The sequence below is a fragment of the Nocardia sp. BSTN01 genome (assembly GCF_015354405.1).
GTDB lineage: Bacteria > Actinomycetota > Actinomycetes > Mycobacteriales > Mycobacteriaceae > Nocardia.
In genome coordinates this window covers 55,077-81,334 of record NZ_JADKYP010000033.1, presented here as the reverse complement: position 1 = coordinate 81,334, position 26,258 = coordinate 55,077, and the positions used below count along the sequence as shown (strand labels likewise).

The 26,258-nt window shown below is 68.4% G+C and carries 23 protein-coding genes; 5 read left to right on the top strand and 18 right to left on the bottom strand.

What is annotated here, in order from left to right; genetic code table 11:
* The 8 genes from rpsP to ftsY form a co-directional block, all read right to left on the bottom strand.
* A partial coding sequence (gene rpsP, locus IRT45_RS23865; RefSeq protein WP_194808129.1) for a 30S ribosomal protein S16 occupies nucleotides 1-162 on the bottom strand: 162 nt, incomplete at its 3' end.
* Nucleotides 163-470: 308 nt separating this feature from the next.
* The gene (locus IRT45_RS23860) at nucleotides 471-1,565 is read right to left on the bottom strand and encodes an amidohydrolase family protein (RefSeq protein WP_194808138.1); all 1,095 of its coding nucleotides are present in this window, start codon (nucleotides 1,563-1,565) and stop codon (nucleotides 471-473) included.
* Nucleotides 1,566-1,708: 143 nt separating this feature from the next.
* The gene (ffh, locus tag IRT45_RS23855) at nucleotides 1,709-3,292 is read right to left on the bottom strand and encodes a signal recognition particle protein (protein ID WP_194808128.1); all 1,584 of its coding nucleotides are present in this window, start codon (nucleotides 3,290-3,292) and stop codon (nucleotides 1,709-1,711) included.
* Nucleotides 3,293-3,424: 132 nt separating this feature from the next.
* On the bottom strand, nucleotides 3,425-3,736 hold the full coding sequence (locus IRT45_RS23850) for a hypothetical protein (RefSeq protein WP_036503669.1): 312 nt from the start codon (nucleotides 3,734-3,736) through the stop codon (nucleotides 3,425-3,427).
* 204 nt (nucleotides 3,737-3,940) lie between these two features.
* On the bottom strand, nucleotides 3,941-6,379 hold the full coding sequence (locus IRT45_RS23845; protein ID WP_194808127.1) for a [protein-PII] uridylyltransferase: 2,439 nt from the start codon (nucleotides 6,377-6,379) through the stop codon (nucleotides 3,941-3,943).
* Nucleotides 6,380-6,462: 83 nt separating this feature from the next.
* Nucleotides 6,463-6,801, bottom strand: coding sequence for a P-II family nitrogen regulator (locus IRT45_RS23840; protein ID WP_194808126.1), 339 nt, complete (start codon nucleotides 6,799-6,801; stop codon nucleotides 6,463-6,465).
* A 4-nt stretch (nucleotides 6,802-6,805) separates the two neighbouring features.
* Nucleotides 6,806-8,215, bottom strand: a complete 1,410-nt coding sequence (locus IRT45_RS23835; protein ID WP_194808125.1) for an ammonium transporter — start codon at nucleotides 8,213-8,215, stop codon at nucleotides 6,806-6,808.
* Nucleotides 8,216-8,420: 205 nt separating this feature from the next.
* A complete protein-coding gene (ftsY, locus tag IRT45_RS23830) occupies nucleotides 8,421-10,001 on the bottom strand; it encodes a signal recognition particle-docking protein FtsY (RefSeq protein WP_228534847.1) in 1,581 nt (526 codons plus the stop codon).
* A 205-nt stretch (nucleotides 10,002-10,206) separates the two neighbouring features.
* On the opposite strand from ftsY, the gene IRT45_RS23825 reads away from it, so the two are divergent.
* Nucleotides 10,207-10,596, top strand: a complete 390-nt coding sequence (locus IRT45_RS23825; protein ID WP_030513055.1) for a DUF2237 family protein — start codon at nucleotides 10,207-10,209, stop codon at nucleotides 10,594-10,596.
* A 68-nt stretch (nucleotides 10,597-10,664) separates the two neighbouring features.
* On the opposite strand, the gene IRT45_RS23820 is transcribed toward IRT45_RS23825, so the two are convergent.
* The gene (locus IRT45_RS23820) at nucleotides 10,665-11,765 is read right to left on the bottom strand and encodes an FAD-dependent monooxygenase (protein WP_194808123.1); all 1,101 of its coding nucleotides are present in this window, start codon (nucleotides 11,763-11,765) and stop codon (nucleotides 10,665-10,667) included.
* Between the two features lie 100 nt (nucleotides 11,766-11,865).
* Here IRT45_RS23820 and IRT45_RS23815 point away from each other — a divergent pair, with 100 nt between their 5' ends.
* Nucleotides 11,866-12,453: a TetR/AcrR family transcriptional regulator gene (locus tag IRT45_RS23815; protein ID WP_194808122.1), complete on the top strand. Its 588-nt coding sequence runs from the start codon at nucleotides 11,866-11,868 to the stop codon at nucleotides 12,451-12,453.
* Between the two features lie 85 nt (nucleotides 12,454-12,538).
* Here the strand turns inward: IRT45_RS23815 and IRT45_RS23810 are convergent, their stop codons facing one another.
* Nucleotides 12,539-13,375 carry a TetR/AcrR family transcriptional regulator gene (locus IRT45_RS23810; protein WP_228534845.1) on the bottom strand — a complete coding sequence of 279 codons (837 nt, stop codon included), beginning with the start codon at nucleotides 13,373-13,375 and terminating at the stop codon, nucleotides 12,539-12,541.
* 63 nt (nucleotides 13,376-13,438) lie between these two features.
* Here IRT45_RS23810 and IRT45_RS23805 point away from each other — a divergent pair, with 63 nt between their 5' ends.
* Nucleotides 13,439-14,341 carry an NmrA family NAD(P)-binding protein gene (locus IRT45_RS23805; protein WP_194808121.1) on the top strand — a complete coding sequence of 301 codons (903 nt, stop codon included), beginning with the start codon at nucleotides 13,439-13,441 and terminating at the stop codon, nucleotides 14,339-14,341.
* On the opposite strand, the gene smc is transcribed toward IRT45_RS23805, so the two are convergent.
* Nucleotides 14,338-17,946 carry a chromosome segregation protein SMC gene (gene smc, locus IRT45_RS23800; protein WP_194808120.1) on the bottom strand — a complete coding sequence of 1,203 codons (3,609 nt, stop codon included), beginning with the start codon at nucleotides 17,944-17,946 and terminating at the stop codon, nucleotides 14,338-14,340. The two genes, IRT45_RS23805 and smc, sit on opposite strands and share 4 nt — an antisense overlap.
* Nucleotides 17,947-18,034: 88 nt before the next feature.
* Nucleotides 18,035-18,472: a hypothetical protein gene (locus IRT45_RS23795; RefSeq protein WP_194808119.1), complete on the bottom strand. Its 438-nt coding sequence runs from the start codon at nucleotides 18,470-18,472 to the stop codon at nucleotides 18,035-18,037.
* A 195-nt stretch (nucleotides 18,473-18,667) separates the two neighbouring features.
* On the opposite strand from IRT45_RS23795, the gene IRT45_RS23790 reads away from it, so the two are divergent.
* Nucleotides 18,668-19,900 (top strand): acyl-CoA dehydrogenase family protein, encoded by a 1,233-nt coding sequence (locus IRT45_RS23790; RefSeq protein WP_194808118.1) that lies wholly within the window; start codon nucleotides 18,668-18,670, stop codon nucleotides 19,898-19,900.
* A 3-nt stretch (nucleotides 19,901-19,903) separates the two neighbouring features.
* Complete coding sequence (locus IRT45_RS23785; protein WP_194808117.1) at nucleotides 19,904-21,028, top strand: acyl-CoA dehydrogenase family protein; 1,125 nt, start codon at nucleotides 19,904-19,906, stop codon at nucleotides 21,026-21,028.
* Nucleotides 21,029-21,205: 177 nt separating this feature from the next.
* On the opposite strand, the gene thpD is transcribed toward IRT45_RS23785, so the two are convergent.
* From thpD to IRT45_RS23755, 6 genes are all read right to left on the bottom strand, one after another.
* Nucleotides 21,206-22,087 (bottom strand): ectoine hydroxylase, encoded by an 882-nt coding sequence (gene thpD / locus IRT45_RS23780; protein ID WP_194808116.1) that lies wholly within the window; start codon nucleotides 22,085-22,087, stop codon nucleotides 21,206-21,208.
* A 27-nt stretch (nucleotides 22,088-22,114) separates the two neighbouring features.
* The gene (locus IRT45_RS23775; RefSeq protein ID WP_063029115.1) at nucleotides 22,115-22,507 is read right to left on the bottom strand and encodes an ectoine synthase; all 393 of its coding nucleotides are present in this window, start codon (nucleotides 22,505-22,507) and stop codon (nucleotides 22,115-22,117) included.
* A gap of 2 nt (nucleotides 22,508-22,509) precedes the next feature.
* Complete coding sequence (ectB, locus tag IRT45_RS23770) at nucleotides 22,510-23,772, bottom strand: diaminobutyrate--2-oxoglutarate transaminase (RefSeq protein WP_194808115.1); 1,263 nt, start codon at nucleotides 23,770-23,772, stop codon at nucleotides 22,510-22,512.
* A 12-nt stretch (nucleotides 23,773-23,784) separates the two neighbouring features.
* Nucleotides 23,785-24,234 carry a diaminobutyrate acetyltransferase gene (gene ectA, locus IRT45_RS23765; RefSeq protein ID WP_063065010.1) on the bottom strand — a complete coding sequence of 150 codons (450 nt, stop codon included), beginning with the start codon at nucleotides 24,232-24,234 and terminating at the stop codon, nucleotides 23,785-23,787.
* 169 nt (nucleotides 24,235-24,403) lie between these two features.
* The gene (locus IRT45_RS23760) at nucleotides 24,404-25,441 is read right to left on the bottom strand and encodes a HAMP domain-containing sensor histidine kinase (RefSeq protein WP_194808114.1); all 1,038 of its coding nucleotides are present in this window, start codon (nucleotides 25,439-25,441) and stop codon (nucleotides 24,404-24,406) included.
* Nucleotides 25,428-26,138, bottom strand: a complete 711-nt coding sequence (locus tag IRT45_RS23755; RefSeq protein WP_036503729.1) for a response regulator transcription factor — start codon at nucleotides 26,136-26,138, stop codon at nucleotides 25,428-25,430. The genes IRT45_RS23760 and IRT45_RS23755 overlap by 14 nt, the downstream gene beginning before the upstream one ends.
* Nucleotides 26,139-26,258 lie beyond the last annotated feature (120 nt).

Here is a 26,258-nt window from a genome sequence, read left to right as displayed (position 1 = left end):
CTCGGAGTCGACCTCGATCAGCGAGGGCTCTTCCTTCGGGTGGTACTTGCCGACGTTCTCGATGGCGCGGCCGTCGCGGCGGGTGCGCGCATCGGCGACGACGATGCGGTACTGGGGGTTGCGGATCTTGCCCAGACGGGTCAGCTTGATCTTGACAGCCATGGCTGTATCGATGCCTTTCGATGGCGGCCGCCCGAGGGCAGCCTGAGTGGTCACGGCGCAATTCAGCAGCCCGCACGGGGTACGGGCCCGGTTTTGCGTTGAGTGTGTGACCGCCGCGCGGTACGTAACCGGAGACGGGCTGACACTGTCCCCGAACACGGCACCGCGAGTAGGTCGCGGGCGTCGACGAGGACGGTGGTTCATTGTGCCAGATACGCCCGCACCCGGAGAAATCGCCCCGGAATCGAGCGGGTCCCACGCAGATCGGTGACCAGCGCCGTTGCCGAACCACTCGTCGCGCCGACGCCCTACCGGTGTCCGGTGACCGGATCGCGGCCCGGGTACACCCGCCCACGCAGGACGACGTATGCCGGGGCGTCGAGCGCTTCACGGCTCGACCGCGGGTCGGTGCGGTAGACGACGAAATCGGCCGGGGCGCCGTCCTCGATACCCGGCCGGCCGAGCCACTCGCGGGCCCGCCACGACGACGCCGCCAGCGCCTCGTGCCGCGACAACCCCGCCCCGGCCAGCGCGTCGATCTCGTCGGCGATGCGGCCGTGCCGGATCGAGCCGCCGGCGTCGGTGCCGGTGTAGATCGGCACCCCCGCCGCGTGGGCGTTCGCGACGGTGTCGCGAACCCGGCGGTGCAGATCACGCATATGGGCGGCGTAGACCGGAAATTTGGTCGCGCTGTCGGCGATATCGGGAAAGGTGTCGATGTTGACCAGGGTGGGCACCAGGGCGGTGCCGTGTTCGGCCATCATCTCGATGGTGTCGTCGGTGAGTCCGGTGCCGTGCTCGAGGCAGTCGATGCCGGCGTTGATCAGGCCGGGCAGCGCGTCCTCGCCGAAGACGTGCGCGGTGACGCGGGCGCCTTCGCGGTGGGCGGCGTCGATGGCCTCCTTCAGGATCGCGTCGCTCCACAGCGGCCGCAGATCACCGGCGGACCGATCGATCCAGTCGCCGACGATCTTGACCCAGCCGTCGCCGAAGCGGGCCTGTTCGGCCACGATCTCGGGCAGATCGCGCTCGTCGTCCAGTTCGATGCCCAGTTCGCGGATATACCGCTTGGGGCGGGCGATGTGGCGGCCGGCCCGGATGATCTTCGGCAGTTCGTGGTGGTCGTCGATGAAGCGGGTGTCGATGGGCGATCCGGCATCGCGCAGCAGCAGCGCCCCCGCATCGCGTTCCACCTCCGCCTGCGCGATCGCGCCCTCGCGGTCCTCGTGCCCGCCGCCGTAGCGAATGCCGACGTGGCAGTGGGCGTCGACCAGGCCGGGCACGATCCACCCTGTGTCACAGAGGGTTTCGGCGTCGCGCACCGGCTCGAACGAGATCGCCCCGTCACGAACCCACAGCTCCCGCACCTCGTCGTCGGGAAGAACCACCCCGCGCAGATGCATCCGCATACCGCCTCCTGACCCGTCGCGAACCCGGTCTCGCCGTCGATGCCAACCTACCGCCGCCCTCCGCGGTACGCGTCCCGGCACCACACCCCGGACACACGAAACGGGCGGCGCCTTCCGACGCCGCCCGTTTCGCACGGTCAGTTCTTGGGGAACTTCAGCTTGCTCAGATCGAAGCCCTCCAGACCCGGCGGCAATTCGTCCAGCCCCGCGGGCATATTCGACAGATCCGGCATCCCCGCGGCGGGCATCCCCGGCATTCCGCCCGGCATACCCGGCATCCCCGGGAATCCTCCGCGCATCCCCTTCGGCGGCGTCGGTCCGCGTCCGCCCTTCTTGCCCTTCTTCCCCTTCTTGCCCTTGGCGTTGCGGCGCGCGCCTGGCAGGCCCATCTGCCGGCCCATCGCGGCCATCATCTTGCGGGCTTCGAAGAAGCGGTCGACCAGCTGGTTCACGTCGGAGACGGTGACGCCGGAGCCGTTGGCGATGCGCAGGCGGCGGGAGGCGTTGATGATCTTCGGGTTGGCCCGCTCGGCGGGGGTCATACCGCGGATGATGGCCTGCACCCGGTCGAGTTGTTTGTCGTCGACCTGGGCCAGCACATCCTTCATCTGGCCGGCACCCGGCAGCATGCCGAGCAGATTGCCGATCGGGCCCATCTTGCGGATGGCCAGCATCTGGTCGAGGAAGTCCTCGAGGGTGAGTTCGCCGGAGCCGATCTTGCGCGCCGCCTCCTCGGCCTGCTGCTGGTCGTAGACCTGTTCGGCCTGTTCGATCAGGGTGAGCAGATCGCCCATGCCGAGGATGCGGCTCGACATGCGGTCCGGGTGGAAGACGTCGAAGTCCTCGAGCTTCTCACCGGTGGAGGCGAACAGGATCGGGACGCCGGTGACCTCGCGGACCGACAGCGCGGCGCCACCGCGGGCGTCACCGTCGAGCTTGGTCAGCACGACACCGGTGAAGCCGACGCCGTCGCGGAAGGCCTCGGCGGTGCTGACGGCGTCCTGGCCGATCATGGCGTCGAGGACGAACAGCGTCTCGTCCGGGTGCACGGCGTCGCGGATGCCGGCGGCCTGGCGCATCAACTCCTCGTCGATGCCGAGGCGGCCCGCGGTGTCGACGATGACGATGTCGTAGTGCTTCTGCTTCGCTTCATCGATACCGGCCTCGGCGACGCGGATCGGGTCGGCGGCGGTGACACCCAGGGCGTTGTCGCCCCCGCCGATCGACGTTCCCGGATGCGGGGCGAACACCGGCACACCGGCCCGTTCGCCCACCACCTGCAGCTGGGTGACGGCGCCCGGCCGCTGCAGGTCACACGCCACCAGCAAGGGCGTATGCCCCTGGCCCTTCAGCCATTTCGCGAGCTTGCCCGCGAGCGTGGTCTTACCGGCACCCTGCAGACCGGCGAGCATGACGACCGTCGGCGGGTTCTTCGCGAACTGCAGGCGCCGGGTCTCACCACCGAGGATGCCGATCAATTCCTCGTTGACGATCTTCACGACCTGCTGCGCGGGGTTCAGCGCGGCCGATACCTCGGAGCCCTTGGCCCGCTCCTTGATGCGGGCGATGAACTGCCGCACGACCGGCAGCGCCACGTCGGCCTCGAGCAGGGCCAGCCGGATCTCGCGCGCGGTCGCGTCGATATCGGCCGGTGACAGACGCCCCTTGCCACGCAGATCCTTCAGGGCACCGGTCAACCGGTCGGAAAGGGATTCGAACACCGATCGCGCTCCTGGTCTCGTCGAGGGACGTCACTCGGGTTACCAGGGTACGGGCAACTCCGCGATCGGTGGATTCGCCCTAGTCCAAGGCCTGCCGCCGACCGGGCGGCGGGCCCGTCACCGGGACTGCGGTCAGGACAGCGCGCTGTGCCGCGGCCGCGGGGCCCGGCTGAAGTCGTGCTGTTCGTAGGCCACCAGATAGACCGCCTCGCGGCCGGTCAGCCCCAGTGGCAGTGCCATGGCGTCCAGGGTCGCCCAGTCGGAGTCACCTGGTGTGCCGTCGACGAGAGCGCCGGCCAGTTTCATGGCCGCCACCGCCTGACCGCCGGTCAAAGTCCGGCCCGGAAGCCAGGAGACCACCCAATGGTCGCCGCCGACACAGCGAGCGATGTGGTGGGTCGAATCGCTGGTGATCATGGATGAGGACACGACTTCGTTTGCCATCGACCTGCTCCCCTCAACGCACCCAACTCGCCGGACAGGTACAGCAACAGCTCGAACAGCTAGCGATCACGATCAACTTCACGATCTACACCGATCGTAGAGTGGCGGACATCACATCCAGCAGAGGTTGCCGCAACGATCTGGTTACCGCATTACGGACCAAACGACCAGGTTGACCCGATAACCGGCGAGAGGTCGGTAAACCTAACCGGCATCCGCGCCGGTGTCCGTTTCGCTCGGCTTCTTCGGCTCCTGATGCGGGACGACCCCCAACACCGCCGCTTCGATGGCACGGCGCCGCCGCGGAGTGTCGTTCTCACCCAGACCGAGGCCGAACGAGTCGACCACCACCGAGCCCATCGTGTCCGCTTTCGCCCACCGCACATCCGCACCCTCGGCGGCCAGCGCCGCGGCCAACCGGCTGAGCAGCCCGATGCGGTCCTCGGCGCGCAGTTCGAGCACCACCTCGCCGGGCCGCTCGACCTCGCTCCAGATCACCTTCGGCTGAGCCTGCGCGTACCGGCTGGTCCGAGTCGCCGTCTCGCGCTCCTTGTCCGCGAGTAGGGAGGCCAACTTCAGATCGCCGTTGATCGCGCGGATCAACTCCTGGCGCAGCAGGCCCGCGTCGGGCGGATTGCCGAAAGTCGGTGTCACCACGAAGGTGTCGATCGCGGTGTCGCCCGACGCGGCCAGGGACGCGGAGAGCACTCGCAGGGAATGCAGGGCGAGCACCCCGGCCGCCTCCGAGAGCAGACCCGGCGTATCGGGGGCCACGACCGTGACGACGTGGATGTAGCGCCCGTCGCCGGGTGACAATTCCACGTGCACGCCACCGGCCGCGACCTTGTCCATGACGGCCGCGTCGACCACGGTCGGCGTGGGCGAAACCCGTTGGGGTGCGGACTCTCCCGCCATCGCGGCGTGGCCGCGGCGCACCAGTTCCCCGATCAGGGACGCCTTCCACTCCCCCCACACACCCGGGCCGGTCGCCAGCGAGTCGGCCTCGGCGAGGGTGTGCAGCAGATCCAGTAGCTGCCGCTCACCGCCCAACGCGTCGACCACACGGGCGGCGGTCGCCGGATCGTCGAGATCGCGCCGGGTCGCCGTTTCGGGCAGCAGCAGATGATGCCGCACGATCGTCGCCAGGCTGTGCACATCGTCGGGCCACAGGCCCAGCCGATGACCGATCCGGTCGGCCAGTTCGGCGCCCACCACGCTGTGATCCTCGGTGCGGCCCTTGCCGATATCGTGCAGCAACGCTCCGAGCAGCAGCAGATCAGGCCGGGCGACCCGGGTGCTCAGCGCACCGGCGTAGGCGACGGTCTCGACCAGGTGGCGGTCGACGGTCCAGGTGTGCACGGCATCGCGGGGCGGCAGGTCACGCACCGCCCCCCATTCCGGAAACAGCCTGCCCCACAAGCCCGTTCGATCCAGCGCCTCCACCGCGTCGATGGTGTTGCGGCCGGCGCCGAGCAGCACCAGCAGATCGTTGAGCGCCTCGCGCGGCCACGGTTCGCGCAGTTCCGGGGCATCCTCGGACAGGCGATTGAGGGTGGTCGCCGACATCGGCAGGCCGGTGCGCGCGGAGGCGGCGGCGACCCGCAGGATCAGGCCGGGATCGCGCTGCGGCCGAGCGTCGCGGGCCAGCACCACCTCGCCGGCGTGTTCGACCACGCCCTCGTCGAGCGGGCGGCGAACGGGCAGGCGCCGCAGCCGGGCCAGACCGCGGCGCGGCAGCGCGTTGCCGGCGGTGCGCAGGCCGACGTCGACCGAATAGACGACCGTGCGCGCCGCATCGCTGAGCGTGCGCGCCAGATCGAATCGATCGCCGATGCGCAGGGCGGCGCCGATTTCGTCCGCGTCCTGGGCGCGCAGCTGATCACGGGACCGCCCGGCCACCCGATGCAGTTCGGTCCGCACGTCGAGCAGCCGGCGGTGGGCGGCCTCGAGACCGCCGCCGGGAACGTCGGGGCCCAGGCCGGGCATGGCGTCGGTCAGCTGGGCGATGGCCAGGGCGTCGAGCAGCTGGATATCGCGCAGCCCACCGCGACCGCTCTTGAGGTCGGGCTCGGCCCGATGCGCGATCTCGCCGTTGCGCTTCCATCGCGCCTGCGCCTGTTCCACCAATTCGGCGAAGCGCGAACGGATTCCGGTACGCCATTCGCGGCGCACACCACCGATGAGCAGATTGCTCAGTTCCGCGTCGCCGACGATGTGGCGGGCGTCGAGCATGCCGAGCGCGGCGGTGAGGTCGTCGGCGGCCACCCGCAGCGCCTGCGGCACGGTCCGCACGCTGTGATCCAGTTTGATGTGGGCGTCCCACAGCGGGTACCAGAGCCGATCGGCGACTTCGGCGACCCGTGCGGGATCGACGTCGTCGTGCAGCAGCACCAGATCCAGATCGGAATACGGCAGCATCTCACGCCGGCCCAGTCCCCCGACCGCCACCACGGCCAGCCCGCTGTCGGCGGTGATGCCCAGCTCCGCGCCCTTGGTGGTCAACCACAGTTCGTGCAGGTCGACCAGCGCCTGCCGCAACGCCTCGGCGCTCAGCCGCGGGCGCCGGGGATCACCACCGTCGAGCAGTTGATCTCGTGCGGCCACCAGCTCCTTGGCGCCCTGGGACAATTCGTCTGCACTCATACCCGCAACCACCGCCCGGTCATGCGGGCAGCCCCGTCCCCGGCCGGTGCCAGGAAGCGGGGCTGCCCGAAATCCTTCATCTCCTATAGTGCGTCGGCACCGCGTTCACCGGTTCGGACCCGGATCACCGATTCGACCGGGGTCACCCAGACCTTGCCGTCACCGATCTTGCCGGTGCGCGCGGCCTCGACGATCACCTCGACGACCTTCTCGACCGAGGCGTCGTCGATGACGACCTCGACCCGTACCTTCGGCACGAAATCGACCGAGTACTCCGCGCCGCGGTAAACCTCGGTGTGCCCCTTCTGGCGGCCGTACCCCTGGACTTCGCTGACCGTCATTCCCAGCACACCGGCCTGCTCGAGCCCGGACTTGACGTCCTCGAGTGTGAACGGTTTGACGATTGCAGTGATCAGTTTCATTGCGTCATGCCTCCTTGACGGCGGTACGTGCCGTGCCACCCACAGCAGCGAAATCGTATGACGTCTCCGCGTGCTCCGACTCGTCCATACCCTTGAACTCGTCTTCCTCGGAAGCACGAATGCCGATCGTGTACTTGATGATCAGACCCAGAACCAGCGAGACGACGAAGGAGAACGCCAGCACGGTGAAGGCGCCGACGGCCTGCTTGCCGAGCTGATCGAAACCACCGCCGTAGAACAAGCCCTTCGCGCCGCCGGCGGCCGCGCCCGATTCCGGAGCGAGGAACAGACCGATCAGCAGCGTACCGACCACACCACCGACCAGGTGTACACCGACCACGTCGAGCGAGTCGTCGAAACCGAGCTTGAACTTCAGGCCGACCGCCAGCGCGCACAGCACACCGGCCACCGCGCCGATCACCAGCGCGCCCAGGACGTTCACCGACGAGCAGGACGGGGTGATCGCGACCAGGCCCGCGACGATGCCCGAGGCGGCGCCGAGGCTGGTGGGCTTGCCGTCGCGGAACTTCTCCACGACCAGCCAGCCGAGCATCGCGGCGCAGGTGGCGAAGGTGGTGGTCAGGAAGGTGGAGCCGGCCAGGCCGTTGGAACTCACCGAGGAACCGGCGTTGAAACCGAACCAGCCGAACCACAGCAGACCGGCGCCGAGCATGACGAAGGGCAGGTTGTGCGGGCGCATCGGCGTCTTCGGCCAGCCCTTGCGCTTGCCGAGCACCAGGCACAGCGCCAGGCCCGCGGCACCGGCGTTGATATGCACCGCGGTACCACCGGCGAAGTCGATGGCCTGCAGTTTGTTCGCGATCCAGCCACCGTGGTGGACGATGTTGCCCGCGGCGTCCTTGACGTCGAAGTCGAACACCCAGTGCGCGACCGGGAAGTAGACGATGGTCGACCACGCGATCGCGAAGACCACCCACGCACGGAACTTCATGCGGTCGGCGACCGCACCCGAGATCAGAGCCACGGTGATGATGGCGAACATCAGCTGGAAGGCCACGAACACCGTCATCGGGATGGTGCCGGCCAGCGGGATGTTCACCTGATCCACCGCCGACGCACCGGTCGACGGGTCGGCCGCGCTGGCCTTGACGGCATTGCTGCCGATCAGACCCTTGAGCCCGAAGAACTGGGCGGGGTTGCCGATCAGGCCGAGTTTGTTGTCACCGAATGCCTCGGAAAAGCCGTAGAGCGACCACAGCACGCCGACGATGCCCATCGCGCTGATGCTCATCATGATCATGTTGAGCACGTTCTTCGAGCGGACCATGCCGCCGTAGAAGAACGCCAGCCCCGGGGTCATCAGCAAAACGAGCGCGGAGCTCGCCAGCATCCATGCGGTGTCGCCGGTGTCGGGCACACCGAGCAAGGGATACGCCACCTTGTTCCTCCTCATCTCGGGCCCGGCCGAACTGCGGCAAACGAGCCTGCACAGAAGGGTCGCGATCTGGTGTTTCATCCGTGCCGCCGCGATGTTTCGCATGCGTGAACGGATCCGCTTGCCGTGTTGCTACCAGGTTTCAGCGCGCACACAGCGCATGTCGGCGCACTGTGAGGACCGTGTCGAAATGAGGAGGAACTGCCGTTTTCGCTGCTCGCCGCTACCCGAGGAGGGCGTCGACGAATGCGGACGGTTCGAAGGGGGCCAGATCGTCGGCGCCCTCGCCGAGGCCGACCAGTTTCACCGGCACGCCGAGCTCGTGCTGCACCTGGAAGACGATGCCGCCCTTGGCGGTGCCGTCGAGTTTGGTGAGTACCACGCCGGTGATGTCGACGACCTCCGCGAAGACGCGAGCCTGCGTGAGGCCGTTCTGCCCGACGGTCGCGTCGAGCACCAGCAGGACCTCGTCGACGGCGGCCTTCTTCTCCACCACGCGCTTGACCTTGCCCAGCTCGTCCATCAGGCCGGTCTTGGTGTGCAGGCGGCCCGCGGTGTCGACCAGAACCGCGTCGACACCCTCGTCGATGCCGGCGCTGACCGCGTCGAAGGCCACCGATGCCGGATCGGCGCCCTCGCGGCCGCGGACCGTGTCGGCGCCGACCCGCTCACCCCAGGTCTGCAGCTGGTCGGCGGCGGCGGCGCGGAAGGTGTCGGCGGCGCCGAGCAGCACGCGTCGGCCGTCGGCGACCAGGACGCGCGCCAATTTGCCGGTCGTGGTGGTCTTACCGGTGCCGTTCACGCCGACGACCAGCAGGATCGACGGGTGATCGGCATGTGGCAGCGCTCGGATCGCACGATCCAGGTCCGGGCGCAGGGCCTCGATCAGCACATCCCGCAGCACCTGCCGCGCCTGCTCGGCGGTGCGCACGCTGCGCGCGGCCAATTCCTCGCGCAGTCGCTCGACCACGGTCGTCGTGACCGAGGTGCCGAGGTCGGCCATGACCAGGGTGTCCTCGATCTCTTCCCACGAGTCCTCGTCGAGGTCACCGCCGCCGAGCAGGCCGAGCAGGCTCTTGCCGACCGCGTTCTGCGACCGCGAGAGCCGCCCGCGCAGGCGGGTCAGGCGACCGGCGGTGGGTTCGATCTCCTCCACCGCGGCGGGCTGGGGTGCCGGTGCGGTGGGAGTCGGTGCTGTCGGAGTAGGCGCGGTAGGAGTAGGCGCGGTCGGGGCGCTCGGCGCTGTGGTCGGAGCCGAATCCACCGGGGCGGTTTCGGGCGTCTCGACGGGGGCGGGCGTGACCGCGGTGGCGCCGTCGGTCGAGGGCGGCGCGGCGGGAGCTTCGGCCGGAGCTTCCGGCGCGGCCACACCGTCGGTGGGTGTTTCCGTCGTGTCCGGTTCGACGGTCGGCGCCGTCGCGGTCGCTCCGTCCGCCGGGCGGTCGGCGAGGGTTTCCGGTTCCGGCAACCGCACGTCGGTGATGGTCCGGCGCACCGAGTCGCGCGGGATCGCGGCATCATCGCCGACATGCGGCTGACCCTCGTCGTCGGTGCGTTCGATCGGGACCGGTTCGGGACGCGGCGGAGTCAGCGTGCCGGAGCCCGCACCGCCCTGACTGAAGTTGAAGCCACCGGCTGCGGTGTACCCACCCGACCGGTCGGTCAGCTGCTTGTCCTGCTCCTCCGCCGGGGTGATGCTCACTCGGCGGCGCTTGTACAGGACGAATCCGGCAACGAACGCCACCAGTAGTACGGCGACGATCGCGGCGATCAGAATCCAGGCTTGCGCAGTCACGGTTCCCATCCTGTCAGAACCCGCGAACGCGCCCGCGTGGCGGCAGGCGGGTGTTGCGCCCGCGACGGTACGGGCGATTCGTCACTATCCGCGCACGCCCGACACGCCGACGACGTCGGACGATAACCCGTCCGGCCACGCATCACCGGCAACCGTCCCGATACCAACCGCCCAAGGCGCGGCGAATCCGACACAGAGACAATAGGATCGGCTCGTGACCGATCGAAATGTGCTTGGGGGACCGCTGGAGGAGTGTGGCACCGATCCTCTCACCGGCTTCTACCGGGACGGCTGCTGCAGCACCGGGCCCGAGGATCTGGGTAGCCACACCGTCTGCACTGTTGTGACCCAGGAGTTCCTGGAGCATCAGAAATCGATCGGCAACGATCTGCTGACCCCACGCCCGGAGAACAATTTTCCCGGGTTGCAACCCGGGGACCGCTGGTGTGTGGTTGCGGTGCGGTGGCTGCACGCCCACGAGGACGGGGTGGCCGCGCCGGTCGTCCTGGCCGCGACCCACGAGAACGCGCTCGAGGTCGTGCCGATGGAAACCCTGCGCAAATACGCCGTCGACGTGCCCGACGACGTGAGCGACCTTTTGTAATCGCGTGCCGCCGCAAACTTGGGGCTTCCGGCGAACCAGACTCCTCACGAACGGTCCGCCGGCGACCGTCACGCAGCCCCCAACAGGCGGACCGCGGTATTGCGCAGCCCGATAGCCGGGCGCGATCCGGGCACCATCAGCGCCGAGGCGAATCGAACCCCTCGATGTGATGCGCCGATCCGATCGCGATGCCGCCGCTCGTAGCGTGCCCACGCCGTGGCCGGGTCGTGCGGCGTTCGCGCGAGTTCCTCGGCCAGGGTGTGTGCGCCCGCGATGGCCAGGCTCGATCCGTCGCCGAACAGCGACAGGCATGAGGCGGCATCTCCCACGACGGCGACCCGTCCCCGCGACCAGCGCGGAAGCGACACCTTGCTGACGGCGTCGAAGTAGAGGTCACCACCGGCGCGCACCTGCTCCAGTACGTCCTCGAACGGTCCCATGCGCCCGGCGAACTCCGAGATCAGCAACCGACGGTGCGCCTCGCTGTCGCGGTGGTCCAGCCCGGCCACCGGCGCCCGCCGGAACATGAAGGCCGCGATCGGGCGGCCACCGGCGGGATGGACCGATACCGACCGCCCCGGTGAGTTGTACATGACCACCTCGTCCGCCGCGCCCGCGGCCCGCGTGACAGGCATGGTGGCGATGTAGATCCCCATGTGCCGCACGAATTCCCGGTCGTCGCCGAAGGTCAGCCGGCGCACCGCCGAATGCAGGCCGTCGGCGCCGAGCACATAGTCGTAGTGCGCCCGCTCCCCCGATTCGAAGCCGACGGTGACTCCCGCCGCGGACTGCTCGATCTCGGAAATACCGTCACCCCAGCGCATCTCGACACGGTCGCGAGAGGCCCCGGTGAGGATGGTGGCGAGATCCGCGCGGGCCAGCTCCACCTCACCGCGCTCTCGATCGCCGACGCGCATCGAGGCGCGGCCCCGGCCCCGCGCGTCGACGAACCGCAAGCGGTCCACCGCCGTTGCGGCAGCACGCAATTCGGGCAGTACACCCATGGCACTCACCACCTCCAGTGCCGGCCCGCGCACGTCGACCGGGTTGCCGCTGGAGCGCAGCCCGGCGGCCCGCTCGACCACGGTCACCCCGAATCCGTGTCGGCTCAGCCAGTAGGCCAGCGTCGATCCCGCGATTCCCGCTCCGGAAACCAGTACCTCGACCATGTCGTCACCTCTCTCAAGTGGACGATTTTCGTCCGCTTAGGTCGATGGTAGATTAAGTGGACGTAATTCGTCCACTTGTTGAGCACGACGGGAGCCGCCGATGGTCTCGGAGCCGATCCACCCGGATTCCCTGCGCGCCGACGCGCGCAGCAATCGCGATCACCTCCTGCTCGCCGCCTTGGACGTCTTCGCCGAACGCGGCACCGATGTCCCGATGAAGCTGATCGCCGATCGCGCCGGGGTCGGAGTCGGCACGCTGTATCGCCGGTTCCCCGACCGCGACGCCCTGGTGGTCGCCACCGCGCAGGCACATCTGGACCGCCTCGCGCGCATGGCCGGCTCGGCGGGCGCGGAGGAAGCGACGGCGTGGGACGGGTTGCGCCGGTTCCTGCGCGAATGCGCGCTACTGCGCCTGGGTGCGCTGGCGGCGGCCATCGAACCCGCCGTCCACGCGATGGTCCGCACCGATACGCGGGTGGGCGCGGTGCGGGCGGGCGTTCTGGAGCGGATCGACGAGTTGATCCGGCGAGCCCAGCAAGATGGCGACCTGCGCACCGATGTCGGTGTCACCGAGGTTGGTCTCCTGATGACCGTGCAGGTCTACGCCCAGCCCGGGGAGTCCTATCCGGCGGCGGTGGACCGAGTGCTCGCCATCGTGTTCGACGGGCTGCGGCCGGTGTCGCGCTGATCGGCCTTCACGCCGCCCTCCGGAGGTCCGCTGACGGGTACCGTCGAACGGGTGACATGGTGGCGGGGGCGGGTGGGTGCGTGGGTCACTCGGTGGCGACCGGATTCCTTCCCGCCGCACTCGCGGCACGGCGCAGCCGGTGAGCCTTCTGCCTGCACGCGGACGAGCAGTACCGGGCGGGTCGTCCGGTCTCCGCATGCGCCACGTCCGCCCCGCAGATCGGGCAGCTCCCACTGTCACGATTCCCGCCGGCCGCCGTCGTTTCGTTACGGCCATGGGAAAAATTCGCCGGTTTCGTTACGTCCGAGTCGGCACGCATCGCCGCCAGCAGCATGGCGGCGGGGCGGCACAGTTCGTCGCCGGCATTCGAAACACGCTGCATGGCAACGCAACCGGTGAAGATCGCCAGCACGTCGGCCAGGGTCACATCGGCACGTACTCCGCCTGCGCGATGCGCCGCCTCCAGCAATTGCCCGAGGGCGAGGTGAAATCGCTCGCCCGCATCCCGGAGCAGCATCCGCGGCCAGCCGTCGTCGGCGTCGAGCAGATCGCACATCGCCTTGTTCCCGGGCGTGCGCGTGACGACCTCCGCGCAGAATCCCAGGAAGGCCGCGGCGGGGTCCGGATCGTCGCGCAGCATCAGCGCCCGCGCGGTGAGCCGATCGATCCGTTGCTGCAGCACGGCCTCGAGCAGGTCCGTCTTGGTCGGGAAATGGCGATGCACGGTGCCGGCCCCCACACCGGCGCGGCGGGCGATCTCGGCCAGTGACACCGACGTTCCGGATTCGGCGAAGGCCCGCTGGGCGGCGGCGAGGACACGAGCCCGGTTGCGGCGCGCGTCGATTCGGGTGCCCGGCGCTGCGGGTGCCGGTGCGCGCACGCCGTAACGAAACCCCGCGTCGGCGGATGGCGGAGACGACAACGCTGCTCCTATCGTGCGAATACGGGTCGACCGACCCGATTCTATCGAAAGGGCTCCTCCGAGATGACCGTCCACGACAACCTCGTTCTCGTCACCGGCGCCACCGGCAAGCAGGGCGGCGCCACGGCCCGCGCGCTGCTCGCCCGCGATGTCCCGGTCCGCATCCTGGTCCGTGATCCCGCCGCCGAGGCGGCGCGCGAACTCGCCGCCCTCGGCGCGGACGTGGCCATCGGCGACTTCGACGCCCCAGCCACCCTGACCGCGGCGGTAGCCGGAACGCGAGGCGTCTTCCTGGTTCCACCGGCGGCCTTCGGCCCCGACGGCTGGGATGTCGACCTGGAGGCGACCCGCGGTGCCGCCGTGATCGACGCTGCCCGCAACGCCGGAACCGACCACGTCGTCTTCACCGGCGTGGCCTCGTTCGACAACGAAATCCCCTGGGGCAGTGCCGGAAAGCGGCAGATCGAGCAGGCGCTGGCCGACAGCGGCATGCGCTACACCGTGCTGCGCCCGGTCCGGTTCATGGAGAACTATCTGGCGCAAGGAATGCCGCTCGACGGTTTCGTCGACGGGGTGAACGTCCACCTGTTCCCGGCCGATCGCCCGGCGCAGATGATCGCGGTGGACGATATCGCCGCGGTGGCCGCGCTTGCCTTCGCCGATCCCGAACGATTCTCCGGGCAGACCCTCGAACTCGCCGGCGATGCCGTGACTCCCGCTGCCGCTGTGGAACTGATCTCCCGCGCGACCGGATATCCGGTGCGGTATCGCGAAATCACCGAGGCGGAGGCCGACGGACTGGGTGAACAGATCGGCAACACCTGGCGCTTGAGCCATCGGGGCCACGGCTGGCACGCCGATATCGACGAGATCCGCTCGATCCACCCGAGCCTGCAGAGCCTGGAGACCTGGCTGGCCACCACCGGCGCCGCGGTCCTGAAAGCCAGGTTCGCGGAGGGTGACTAGGTGGTCGCGCCCACCAGATTCTCCCCGCGTAGCCGCTGCGAGATGACCTGGGTGATGCCGTCACCGCGCATGCTGACCCCGTACAGCGCGTCGGCGATTTCCATGGTCGGTTTCTGGTGGGTGATGACGATCAGCTGCGACTTCTCCCGCAACTGCTCGAACAGGCCGATGAGGCGGCGCAGGTTGGTGTCGTCGAGCGCTGCCTCAACCTCGTCCATCACATAGAACGGAGACGGGCGGGCCCGGAAGATCGACACCAGAAAGGCAACGGCGGCAAGGGATTTCTCGCCACCGGACAGCAGCGACAGCCGCTTCACCTTCTTACCCGGCGGCCGCGCCTCCACCTCGATACCGGTGGTGAGCATATCGCTGGGATCGGTGAGCAGCAGCCGGCCCTCGCCGCCCGGGAACAGGCGGCCGAACACCTGGACGAATTCGCGTTCCACGTCCTCGTAGGCCTCGGTGAACACCTGCAGAATGCGGGCATCGACCTCGGCCACCACATCGAGGAGATCCTGGCGAGCCTTCTTGACGTCCTCGAGTTGGGTGGACAGGAAGTTGTAGCGCTCCTCCAGGGCCGCGAACTCCTCCAGCGCCAGCGGATTGACCTTGCCGAGGGTGGCGAGATCCTTCTCGGCGCGTTTGACGCGGCGCTCCTGCGTGGCGCGGTCGTAGGGCATTTCCTGCGGTGGGCTCACCTGGTCGCCGCGCTCGCGGGCCTGTTCGTACTCCTGCATCTCCAGTGCGGTCGGCGGCATCGGCACGTGCGGACCGTATTCGGCGACGAGTTCGTCGAGCGCGATGCCGAACTGCTCGGCGATAGTGGTTTCCAATTGCTCGATGCGCAGCGCGGATTGGGCCCGCGCGACCTCGTCGCGATGCACGGCGTCGGTCAGCTGTGTGAGCTGCGCGCTCAGCGCCCGCACCCGCTCCTTGATCTGATCCACCTGGCCGGCGCATTCGGTACGCCGGCGGACCAGCTCGTCGCGCCGCGCGGCCGCCTCGCCCACCACGGTTTCCAGTTCGGCGGCGATCCGCTCGGCCGATTCGGCGACCACCGCCGCCACTTCGGCGGCACGGCGGCGGGCGGCCTGGGCCCGTTCGGCGCGGGCGCGGGTCTCGCGTTCGGCGCGCGCGGCGCGGCGCAGCGAATCCGCTTTGCCTCGAACCGATTCCGCGCGCTCCTCGGCGGTGCGCACCGACAGCCGGGCCTCTACCTCCATGGCGCGGGCCTCGGCCAGCGCCGCGGCGGCCTGTTCGCGCTCCTGCCCGGCGGTGTCGGTGCCCGCGTCGGCGTCGGAATCCAGATCGGACTGTTCGGATTCGGCATGGCGCAGCCGGCCCTCGAGTTCGGCCAAAGCCGTCAGGTTCTCGTCGCGCGCGGATTCGGCCTCGGCGCGCTGGGCCAGCAGCCGCTCGTATTCGGAGTGGGCGCTGCGTGCTGTCGCACCGAGGCGGCCCAGCCGGTCGTAGATCGCGACCAGCGCCTGATCGGATTCGTGCAGTGCCAGCAATGCCTGGTCGACGGCCTGTTTGCGATCGTTCTGCTCGGCGAGGGCACCCGACAGCGCGGCCTCGACCTCCTCGGCCTGCCGCTGCCACGACACCAGTTCGGCGGCGGCGGCATCGATATCGGCCTGCACCTCGATCTGGCTGGGCGCGCGGTCCGAGCCGCCGAGCACCCAGCCCGAACCGCTCAGATCGCCGTCGCGGGTCACGACCCGCAGTTCCGGTCGGGTGGAAAGGATTTCGGCCGCCTGCGTCAGATCGCCGACGACGACGGTGCCGGCGGTGAGGGCCGCGACCGCACCACGCAGCCGGTCCGGACAGTCGATCACCTCCGCGAGCGGGCGTACTCCCGCGGGCAGGTCACCGATCTCGCTGCGAGGCTGCGCCGCACCGCCGTAGACGACGGCCGCGCGTCCGCCGTCGGCGTCCTTGAGCGCGCGCACCGCCGCCTGCGCGGTGGGGTGCGCGTCCGCGGCGATGGCGTCGGCCAGCGGCCCGAGCGCGGCGGCCACCGCGGCCTCGAATCCGCTGTGTACCCGCACCATTCCCGAGAGCCGGCCCTGCAATCCGTCGGCGTGGTTGTCCAGCAGCCAGGCGCCGCCGTCCTTGCGGGCCAACCCCATCGTCAGCGCCTCGATGCGGGCGGTCAGCGAGGCGACCTTCTTCCCGGCCTCGCGATCGCCTTCGCGCAGTTCGGTCACCCGCGCGTCGGCCAGTTCCAGGGCCTGGGCGGCGTGCTCGTAGGCGGCGTCGAGTCCTTCCTCTCCGGCGTCGAGTTCGCTCAATTCGGTTTGCACGGACTCGAATTCGGCCTCGGCGGCATCACCACGCTGCCGGGCGGCGGCCAGCGCCTCCGACAGCCGGGCGATATCACCGTCGGCCGACTGGGCGCGGTGGCGCAGGGTATCGACCTGTCCGGCGAGGCGGGCCAGGCCCTCGCGCCGATCGGCGATGGCGCGCACCGCGGCCAGGTGGGCCTGTTCGGCGGCCTTGGCGGCCTGTTCGCGGTCCAGCAATTGATCGCGGGCGGCCTCCAGGGTCGCCGTGGCCACCTCGACCGCCTCGAGCAGTTCCGCCTCCTCGGCCTGCACCCGGTCCGCCTCGGCCTCGAGTTGTTCGGGGTCGCGGCCGGTGCCGGTGGGCTGTTCGATGGTGAGATTGCGGGCCCGGTCGCGGGCGATCCGGATGGTCGCGTTGACCCGCTCCACCAGCGCCGACAGCTGGAACCAGGTCTGCGCGGCCGCCTCGGCGCCGGGCGTGAGCCGCGAGAGCTGGAATTCCTGCTGCGCCAGCGCCGCATTGGCGGCATCCAATTCGGCTTGCACGGTGATCTGCTGTTCGCGGGCGAAGGCTTCCTTGCTCTGCTGACTTTCCAGTTCGCGCCGGCGCGCCACCAGATCGTCGGCGGCCAATCGCAGCCGGGCATCGCGCAGTTCGGATTGGACGGTGGCCGCGCGCCGGGCCACCTCGGCCTGGCGGCCCAGCGGTTTGAGCTGGCGGCGCAGTTCGGTGGTGAGGTCGGTCAGACGGGCCAGATTGGCCTGCATCGCATCGAGTTTGCGCACCGCCTTCTCTTTGCGCTTGCGGTGCTTGAGCACGCCCGCGGCCTCTTCGATGAAGGCGCGGCGGTCCTCGGGTCGCGATTCCAGAATCGCCGAGAGCTGGCCCTGGCCGACGATGACGTGCATTTCCCGGCCGATACCGGAGTCCGACAGCAGTTCCTGGACATCCATCAGCCGGCAGGAGTTGCCGTTGATCTCGTATTCACCGGCGCCGTCGCGGAACATCCGGCGGGTGATCGAGACCTCGGAGTAGTCGATGGGCAGCGCGCCGTCGGAATTGTCGATGGTCAGTGTGACTTCCGCGCGGCCCAGCGGCGCCCGTCCGGCGGTACCGGCGAAGATGACGTCCTGCATCTTGCCGCCCCGCAGCGCCTTGGCGCCCTGCTCCCCCATCACCCAGGTCAGCGCGTCGACGACGTTCGATTTGCCGGACCCGTTCGGCCCCACCACACAGGTGATGCCGGGCTCGAGCCGCAGCGTCGTCGCGGACGCGAAGGATTTGAATCCCTTCAGCGTCAGACTCTTCAGGTGCACAGTCGGTCAGGCTACCCGGTCGGGGTGCGTTGCCGGTCGGATGCCGGGCGAACGTGTTCGCCCGGCATCCGCCGAATAGGACCCGGAATCAGGCGGCGGTAACGGTCAGCGTGTAGTCGCTGGGCGAGCCGTCGGCGGAGGTGACGGTGATCTGGTAGTCGAGGCCATTGGCGACGATCTCGGCGTGCGGGACCTCGGTGGCGGCCATCGGGCCGACCAGCGGGCCGACGGTCACCCGGGCGTTGCCGTTGTTCGAGGTGACGTCGAAGATCAGCTTCTGCCCCTGCGCGGACGCGATGGAGTAGTTGTCGAGCTTGCCCTCGGCCACGGTGCCGCTGCCGCCGGTGCTGTTCTGGCCGGGGGCGATCACCAGGCGGGTGACGGCGCCGGGCAGCGCGGGCACGCCCGGCAGCGGCTGGGCGGAGGCGACGCCACCGGCGACCGCGAAGGTGGCCGCGGCGATCAGCGTGACGAGCACGGCCGGAACGGCGCGCACGAACAGACGAAGTACTCGAGATGCGTACATGGACCCACATCTTTCCTCACACCATGCGCAGGATCGCAAGTCCCGGCACGGGTTTCGCGTTCCGACACGCCGTCGCCCACCAGCCCGCCACCGCCCCGGCACACTGCCCGCTATCGCAATAAGTTAACGACCATTTGCGCTCGACCCGGAGTAAATGAGAAGGTAGAGGCCCGTTTATCGCACAAGGAGTTCTTCGTGAATCTGGACTGGTCGCCCACCGATCTGGCGTTTCGCGACGAGGTGCGGCGCTTCCTGGACGAGAATTTGACCCCGGAAATACGTCGCGCCGGTCAGCTCGCCACCAGCGTGTACCCGGATCACGAGGCCAGCATGCAGTGGCAGCACATCCTGCACGCCCGTGGCTGGGCGGCGCCGGCCTGGCCGGTCGCCCACGGCGGCTGTGACTGGAGCATGACGCAGCACTACATCTTCGATCGTGAATCCACCCTCGCGGGCGCGCCCGCTCTCTCGCCGATGGGCATCCGGATGGTCGCGCACGCGATCATCGCCTTCGGCACCCCGGAGCAGAAGGACTACTTCCTGCCGCGCATCCTCACCGGCGAGGTGTTCTTCTGCCAGGGCTATTCCGAACCCGAGGCGGGCTCGGATCTGGCCTCGCTGACCATGGCCGCGGTCTCCGACGGCGACGATCTGGTGTGCACCGGTTCCAAGATCTGGACCACCCACGCCACCGAGGCCAACTGGATCTTCGCCCTGGTCCGCACCTCGAAACTGGAACGCAAACAGCAGGGCATCACCTTCGTGCTGATCCCGATGGACACTCCCGGCATCGAGATCCGCCCGCTGGTCATGACCTCCGGCGAGCAGGTGCAGAACCAGGTGTTCTTCGATGGTGTCCGGGTGTCGAAGTCCAACGTCATCGGCCGCATCGACGAGGGCTGGACGGTCGCCAAACATCTGCTGAACTTCGAGCGCGGCGGTTCGGCCTACGGCCCGGCGCTGCAGGTGCTGGCCGAATCGCTGGCCGAGCACGCGGCCGGACAGCCCGGTTTCGCCGGCGGCAGCCTGCTCGACGAACCCGCCTTCGCGGCGAAACTGGCCGACGCGCGGATCCGGGCCGACGTCCTCGAAATCCTGGAATACCGCACCATGTCGGCCATTTCGCGCGGTAAGGATCCGGGTCCGGCCGCGTCCACGATCAAGATTCTGGGCACCGAATTGAGCCAGCGGCTCACCGAATTGGCCCTCGAGGCCGCCGGCCCGCGCGGGCGCGCCTATCAGCCGCACGCGGCCATGCCGGGCGGTCCGGTCGCCGACTTCGTCGCGCCCGCCGACGGCTATCTCAGCGGTGAACCGTGGCAGGCCGTCGCGCCGCTGCGGTACTTCAACGACCGCGCGGGCTCGATCTACGCGGGCAGCAACGAGATTCAGCGCAACATCATCGCCAAGGCAACCCTGGGACTGTGAGAGATGGACTTCGAATTCACTGCCGAACAGCAACTGCTCCGTGACACGGTCACCGAATTTCTCGCCGCCCGTTACGATTTGGAGAAAAGCCGGGCCGCGGCACGGGTCGGCGCCGGCCATCAGCCGGAAATCTGGCGCGGCTTCGCCGAGGAGGTCGGCATTCTGGGCGCGAGCCTGCCCGAGAGTGTCGGCGGATTCGACGGCGGCGCCATCGAGACCATGATCATCGCCGAGGCGCTCGGCGGCGCCCTGGTCGTCGAACCCTATGTCGACACCGCCGTCCTGGGCGGCGGACTGCTGCGCCGCGCCGGCGGCGCACGGGCCGAGGAACTGCTGCGCGGCATCGTCGACGGCTCCGTCATCACCGCGTTCGCCGCCCTGGAAGCCGGCTCCGGGTACGACCCCGCACGCGTGGCCACGACCGCCCGCCGCGATGGCGACGACTGGATCCTCGACGGCGCCAAGGGGGTGGTGACCAGCGCACCGCTGGCCACCCATCTACTGGTGACCGCACGCACCTCCGACGCGGCCGGTCTGTCGCTGTTCGTGGTGCCTGCCGACGCGGCCGGTCTCACCCAGCACCCCTACCGCACGATCGACGAACGCCGCGCGGCCGATCTGGTCTTCGATGGCGTCCGGGTCGGCGCCGACGCGCTGCTCGGTGCCGAGGGCGCGGCCGACGAATCGGTCGAGCGGGCCATCGACGAGGCGATCGCCGCCATCTGCGCCGAGGCCGTGGGCGGAATGCGGCGGGTACTCGCCGACACCGTCGAATACAGCAAGCAGCGCCGCCAGTTCGGCGTGCCGATCGCCAGTTTCCAGGTACTGCAGCACCGCATGGTCGATATGCACCTGGAGCTCGAACAGGCCGTGGCCGCCACCTATCTGGTGACGCTGAAACTCGACGCCGAACCGAAGGTCCGCGCTCGGGCCGCCGCGGCGGCCAAGGCCACCGTCGCCCGCGCCGCCGGCTTCATCGGCCAGCACGCGGTGCAACTGCACGGCGCGATGGGCATGACCGAGGAACTCGCGATCGGGCATTTCTTCAAGCGGCTCACCGCGATTCGCACCGAATGGGGTTCCGCGGATCAGCACATCGCCCGCTACGCCGCGCTGACGCGGGCCTGAGCGGCGCACACCGATCGCCGGGGCGCGGTCCCATACCGCCGGCGCCCCGGACATGTTTTCGGCCGGAATCCGATTCGGATTCCGGCCGAAAACGCGCCGGGGATGCCGGGCTCGCCCCGCCACCGTCGGGAGCGAACCCGCGCGATCATCGGTCCCGACGTGATCGGGTCACCCCGCTCAGCGCAGAGGGGTGAAATCGCGCGAGGCGATATAGGTCGGCCGCTGATGCAGGGCCGAATACGGTTCTTCGAGAGTGTTCTCCACACTGTTGAACACCAGGAAGACGTTCGAGCGCGCGAACGGCGTGATGTTGTTCGACGAGCCGTGCATGATGTTGGAATCGAACAGCAGCGCCGAACCGCGTGCGCCGGTGAACTGCGCGATGCCGTACTTGTCGGCCAGCTGGGCCAGATCCTCCTGCGCGGGCACGCCGATCTGCTGCTCTCGCAACGATTCCCGGTAGTGCTCGTCGGGAGTCTCGCCCTGGCACGGCATGAACTGCCGGTGCGAGCCCGGCAGCAGCATCAGGCTGCCGTTGAACGGATAGTTGTCGGTCAGCGCGATCGACAGGCTCACCGCACGCGGTGAGGGCATCCCGTCCTCGGCGTGCCAGGTCTCGAAATCCGAATGCCAGTAGAACCCGGCGCCCTCGAAACCGGGCATGTAGTTCACCCGGCTCTGATGGATGTAGACCTCGGAACCGAGAATCTGGCGGGCCAGCCCGACGATCCGCTCGTCGCGCACCAACTCCGCCACCACGGCGCTGATCTTGTGCACCTCGAAGATCGAACGAACGCTGTTCGACTTCTTCTCGATGATCACCCGCTCGTCGGCACGCAACACCGGATCGGCGGCCAGCCGGTCGATGTCGGCGGCGATATCGGCCACCTCCATCGGGGTCAGCAACTCGTCGATGATCGCGTACCCATCGGCATCGAAACTCTGCAGCTCCGGCGAGGTGACCGTGCCCCACACCGTGGGGTCGGTGCGCTCCACCGGCGGTACCGCTACGGCCGTTCTGGTCCGATAGCGGTCGATTCGACTCTCCGCCAACGTCATCGCGGCGTCGTCCTCCTCACTACATCACTACTCGCCTACGGCCACCAACGGGTAGACGCCGTTCTCGTCGTGAACTTCCTTGCCCGTGACCGGCGGATTGAACACACACAGCATCCGCATCAGCGTGCGGGTCTCGACCCGATGCCGCTCGTGCCCGTTGAGCAGGTACATCGTTCCCGGCGCCAGGTCGTAGGTGACGTCGTTGGTCAGATCCGTGAGCGTGCCCTCGCCCTCCACCAGCCACACCGCTTCGACGTGGTTCTGGTAGTGGAACTCGTGCACGGTGTTCGGCTGAATCGTCGTCTCGTGGAAGGAGAAACCCACCCCGTCGCCGCCGAGGACGATCCGCTTGCTGCGCCAGTCCTCGGCCGCGACGTCGCGGTCGGTTCCGGTGATCTCGGCAGTGGTTCGCACGATCATGGTCAGTTGCCTCCTCGGGCCATGTCGACCGCCCGGTCCAGGATGCCCAGGCCGTGGTCGAGTTCGTCGTCGGTAATGGTCAGCGGCGGCAGCAGCTTGACCACCTGGTCTTCGGCGCCGGAGGTCTCCACCAGCAGGCCCTCCTCGAAGGCGATGCTGCTGACCTTGCCCGCCTCCGAGGAGTCGTCGAACACCAGTCCCTGCACCAGCCCGCGTCCGCGGGTCGAGACACCCTCGAAGTTCTCCGAGAGGGCCTCGAACGACTTTCGGATCTTCTCGCCCTTGGCGGCGGTGGACGCCTCCAGCCGGTCATCGGTCCAGTAGTGCTCGAGTGCCACCCGGGCGGTCACGAACGCCGGATTGTTGCCGCGGAAGGTGCCGTTGTGCTCACCGGGCGCCCACTGGTCCAGCTCGCGCTTCATCAGCACCAACGCCAGCGGCATGCCGTACCCGCCGATCGACTTCGACAGGGTGACGATGTCGGGGGTGATGCCGGCGATCTCGAAGGAGAAGAACGGGCCGGTCCGGCCGCAGCCCATCTGCACGTCGTCGACGATGAGCAGAATTCCGCGCGGGGCGCACAGCTCCGACAGGTGCCGCAGCCACTGCGCCCGAGCGACGTTCACGCCGCCCTCGCCCTGCACGGTTTCCACGATCACCGCCGCGGGCTTGTCCACACCGGAGGAATTGTCATCGAGGACCCGCTCCATCCACGCCAGATCGTCGGTCCCGTCCAGATACCCGTCGTAGGGCATCGGATTCACGTGGTTCAACGGTACTCCGGCGCCCGCGCGCTTGGTCGCGTTACCGGTCACCGAGAGCGCACCGAGAGTCATGCCGTGGAATGCGTTGGTGAAATTCAGAATCGACGTGCGGCCGGTCACCTTGCGGGCCAGTTTCAGCGCCGATTCCACCGCGTTCGCACCGGTGGGACCGGGGAACTGCACCTTGTAATCGAGGCCGCGCGGATCCAGCAGAACGTTGTTGATCGTCTCCAGCAATTCACGCTTCGCGACAGTCGACATATCGAGTCCGTGCGTAATTCCGTCACGGGCGATGTAATCGATCAACGCTTCTTTGAGAACCGGGTTGTTGTGCCCGTAGTTGAGCGCTCCCGCGCCCGCGAAGAAATCGAGGTAATCACGTCCGCTACCGTCGCGCAGCCAGGCGCCGGAGGCGGTGTCGAACAGCGTGGGCCACGAGCGGCAATATCCACGGACATTCGATTCGAGCGATTCGAAAACGGTCATCTCAGCGGTGGTCATCGATGATCCTTCCTATCGTTTTGCGTCACCCTGCAGTGGCGCGATCCGGTACAGGTCCTCCGATTCGTGCCCGTCCGGAAAATCTTCTGGCTCGAACAACGTTTCTCGCGTCATTTCCGCGTCACGGCGCCGGGCCAGTGACGCGAACATTGCCAGCGAGGCTTCGTTGTCCGGCGAAACGGTTGTCTCCAACTTCGAAACACCTTGGTCGGCAACGTCTTCGACGAGCCGATCCAGCATGGCAACGCCCACTCCGCGGCCGCGGAAGGCGTGATCGACGGCTACCTGCCAGATGAACAGTGTGTCCGGCGATTCCGGGCGCAGATATCCGGTGACGAATCCTGCTATCTCGGAGTCGATTTCGGCCACGACGGTGGTCGAGGCGAAGTCACGGCTCCACAGCAGATACGCGTAACTCGAATTGGCATCGAGCACTTGGGAATCCACTGCGATTCGCCACATCCGCGCTCCGTCGTCCACCCGTGGCCGACGAATCAGCGTCTGAGAGGAAACGTGCCGACGGCCGTTCGACTCGTCGGTTGCCGGAGAACTGAACGACATACTTCGCGTTCGGGTCTGCATCACCTCTTCAGAATTGCCCGCGAACGTTGAGGTCTATCGTGCGACTACTTTACGGTTGTGTTACAGAAGTATGATCGGTGAATTTCGTCACGGTGGGCAACCACACCATGAATCGAGCTCCTCCGCCGGGACGGTCGTCACATTTCACGCGGCCCCCGTGGGCGGCAACGGTTTCGGCCACCAAAGCCAATCCGATGCCGGTGCCCGAACGTTTCCCGCGGCGCACCGTCACGAATCTTTCGAAGATGCGTTGCCGGTCTTGCGGCGCCACTCCCGGACCGGCGTCGTCGACCGTGATCACCATTTCGTCCCCAGCGCGCGCGACGCCCACCGCGATCACTCCGCCGCCGTGCCGCTGCGCATTCTCGAGTACATTCACCAGCGCTCGCTCGAGTTCGAGCTTTCGCCCGGTCACGATTCCGTCGTCGGCGACGGTCAGCAGTTCCGATGAATAATGCATTTCCGCGAGCGTGTGGGTGAGCAGTTCGCGCACCGACAGCGGTTCGGCATCGGCGCCGTGCATGCGCGCCTCGGCCCGGGCCAGCGCCAGCAGATCGTCGAGCAACCTGCGCAGATGGTCGAGTTCGGCGCGGACCAGTTCCAGCGCCCGCCGCGACCGTTCCGGAAGTTGGTCCTCGTAGCGCGACATCACTCCGACGCTGGTGGTGAGGGTGGTCAGCGGGGTGCGCAGTTCGTGACTCACATCACCCACCAGCCGGCGTTCGCGGTCGATGCGGTTCTGCAGCGAGTCGACCATGGTGTTGAACGCGTCCACGGTCGGGGCCAGATCGGGATCGTCGGTATCGGGCAACCGGGTGCCGAGCTCACCGGAGGCGATCTTGGCCGCGGTCCCCGTGACCTGGCGCAACGGTTCCAGCAGGCGGTGCGACAACCAGATTCCGAAGATCGCGCCGATCACGGTGCCGCCGAGCGCGCAGGCCAGCGCGGTGCGCCACCCGCCGCCGTCGAGCTTCGCGATCAGCACCGCCAGCAATGCCGAGACCAGCCCCGTGACGGTGAACGCGACGATCACGCGACCGCGCAGAATCTGGCGGCGGGGCAGGCGCGGAAATCTAGCGCTGCACATCGAGGCGGTAGCCGAGCCCGCGCACGGTTACCACGATCGCCGGCTCGGACGGGTCGCGCTCGATCTTGGTCCGCAGCCGCCGGACGTGCACGTCCACGATCCGCTCGTCACCGAAGAACCCACGGTCCCAGACCCTTTCGAGCAGGACGCTGCGCGACAGCACCCGGCCCGGGGTCTCGGCCAGTTCACACAGCAACCGGAATTCGGTGAGGGTGAGGTGCAGCTCCTCGTCGCCGCGGTGGACGGTGCCACCGTCGGCCGAAAGCACCAGCGGCGCTTCGGGATAGGCGTCGAGCACGATCTCCTGCGGGGCCGGCGGTTCCACGGTTTGCTGAGCGCGGCGGCGCAGGGCCCGCATCCGGGCGGTGATCTCCTTGATCTCGAACGGCTTGGTGACGAAGTCGTCGGCGCCGGCCTCCAGCGCGGCCACCACGTCGTGGGTGTCGTCCCGCGCGCTGACCACGATGATCGGCACATCGTGATCGCGACGAATCTCACGAATACAGGTGAATCCGTCCATCTCCCCCAGCATCAGATCCACGATCATCACATCCGGTGCGCCGTTGTCACGCAGATGTTCGAGCGCATCCTCGGCCTCCTCGGCCTCGGCGACGTCGTAGCCCTCGTCCTCCATGGCCAGTCGCAGCGCACTGCGAACCCGGTCGTCGTCCTCTACGATCATCAAATTTGCACTCATCGTCACACCTCGTCCAGCCGCGCGTCATCGGAGCGTGGTTCCCCGACCCGTCCGTTCGTCAGCGGTGCGAGCGGCCGCGCAGCCTGTGGTCTCGCACCGTTCTCTCATAACCACACATCC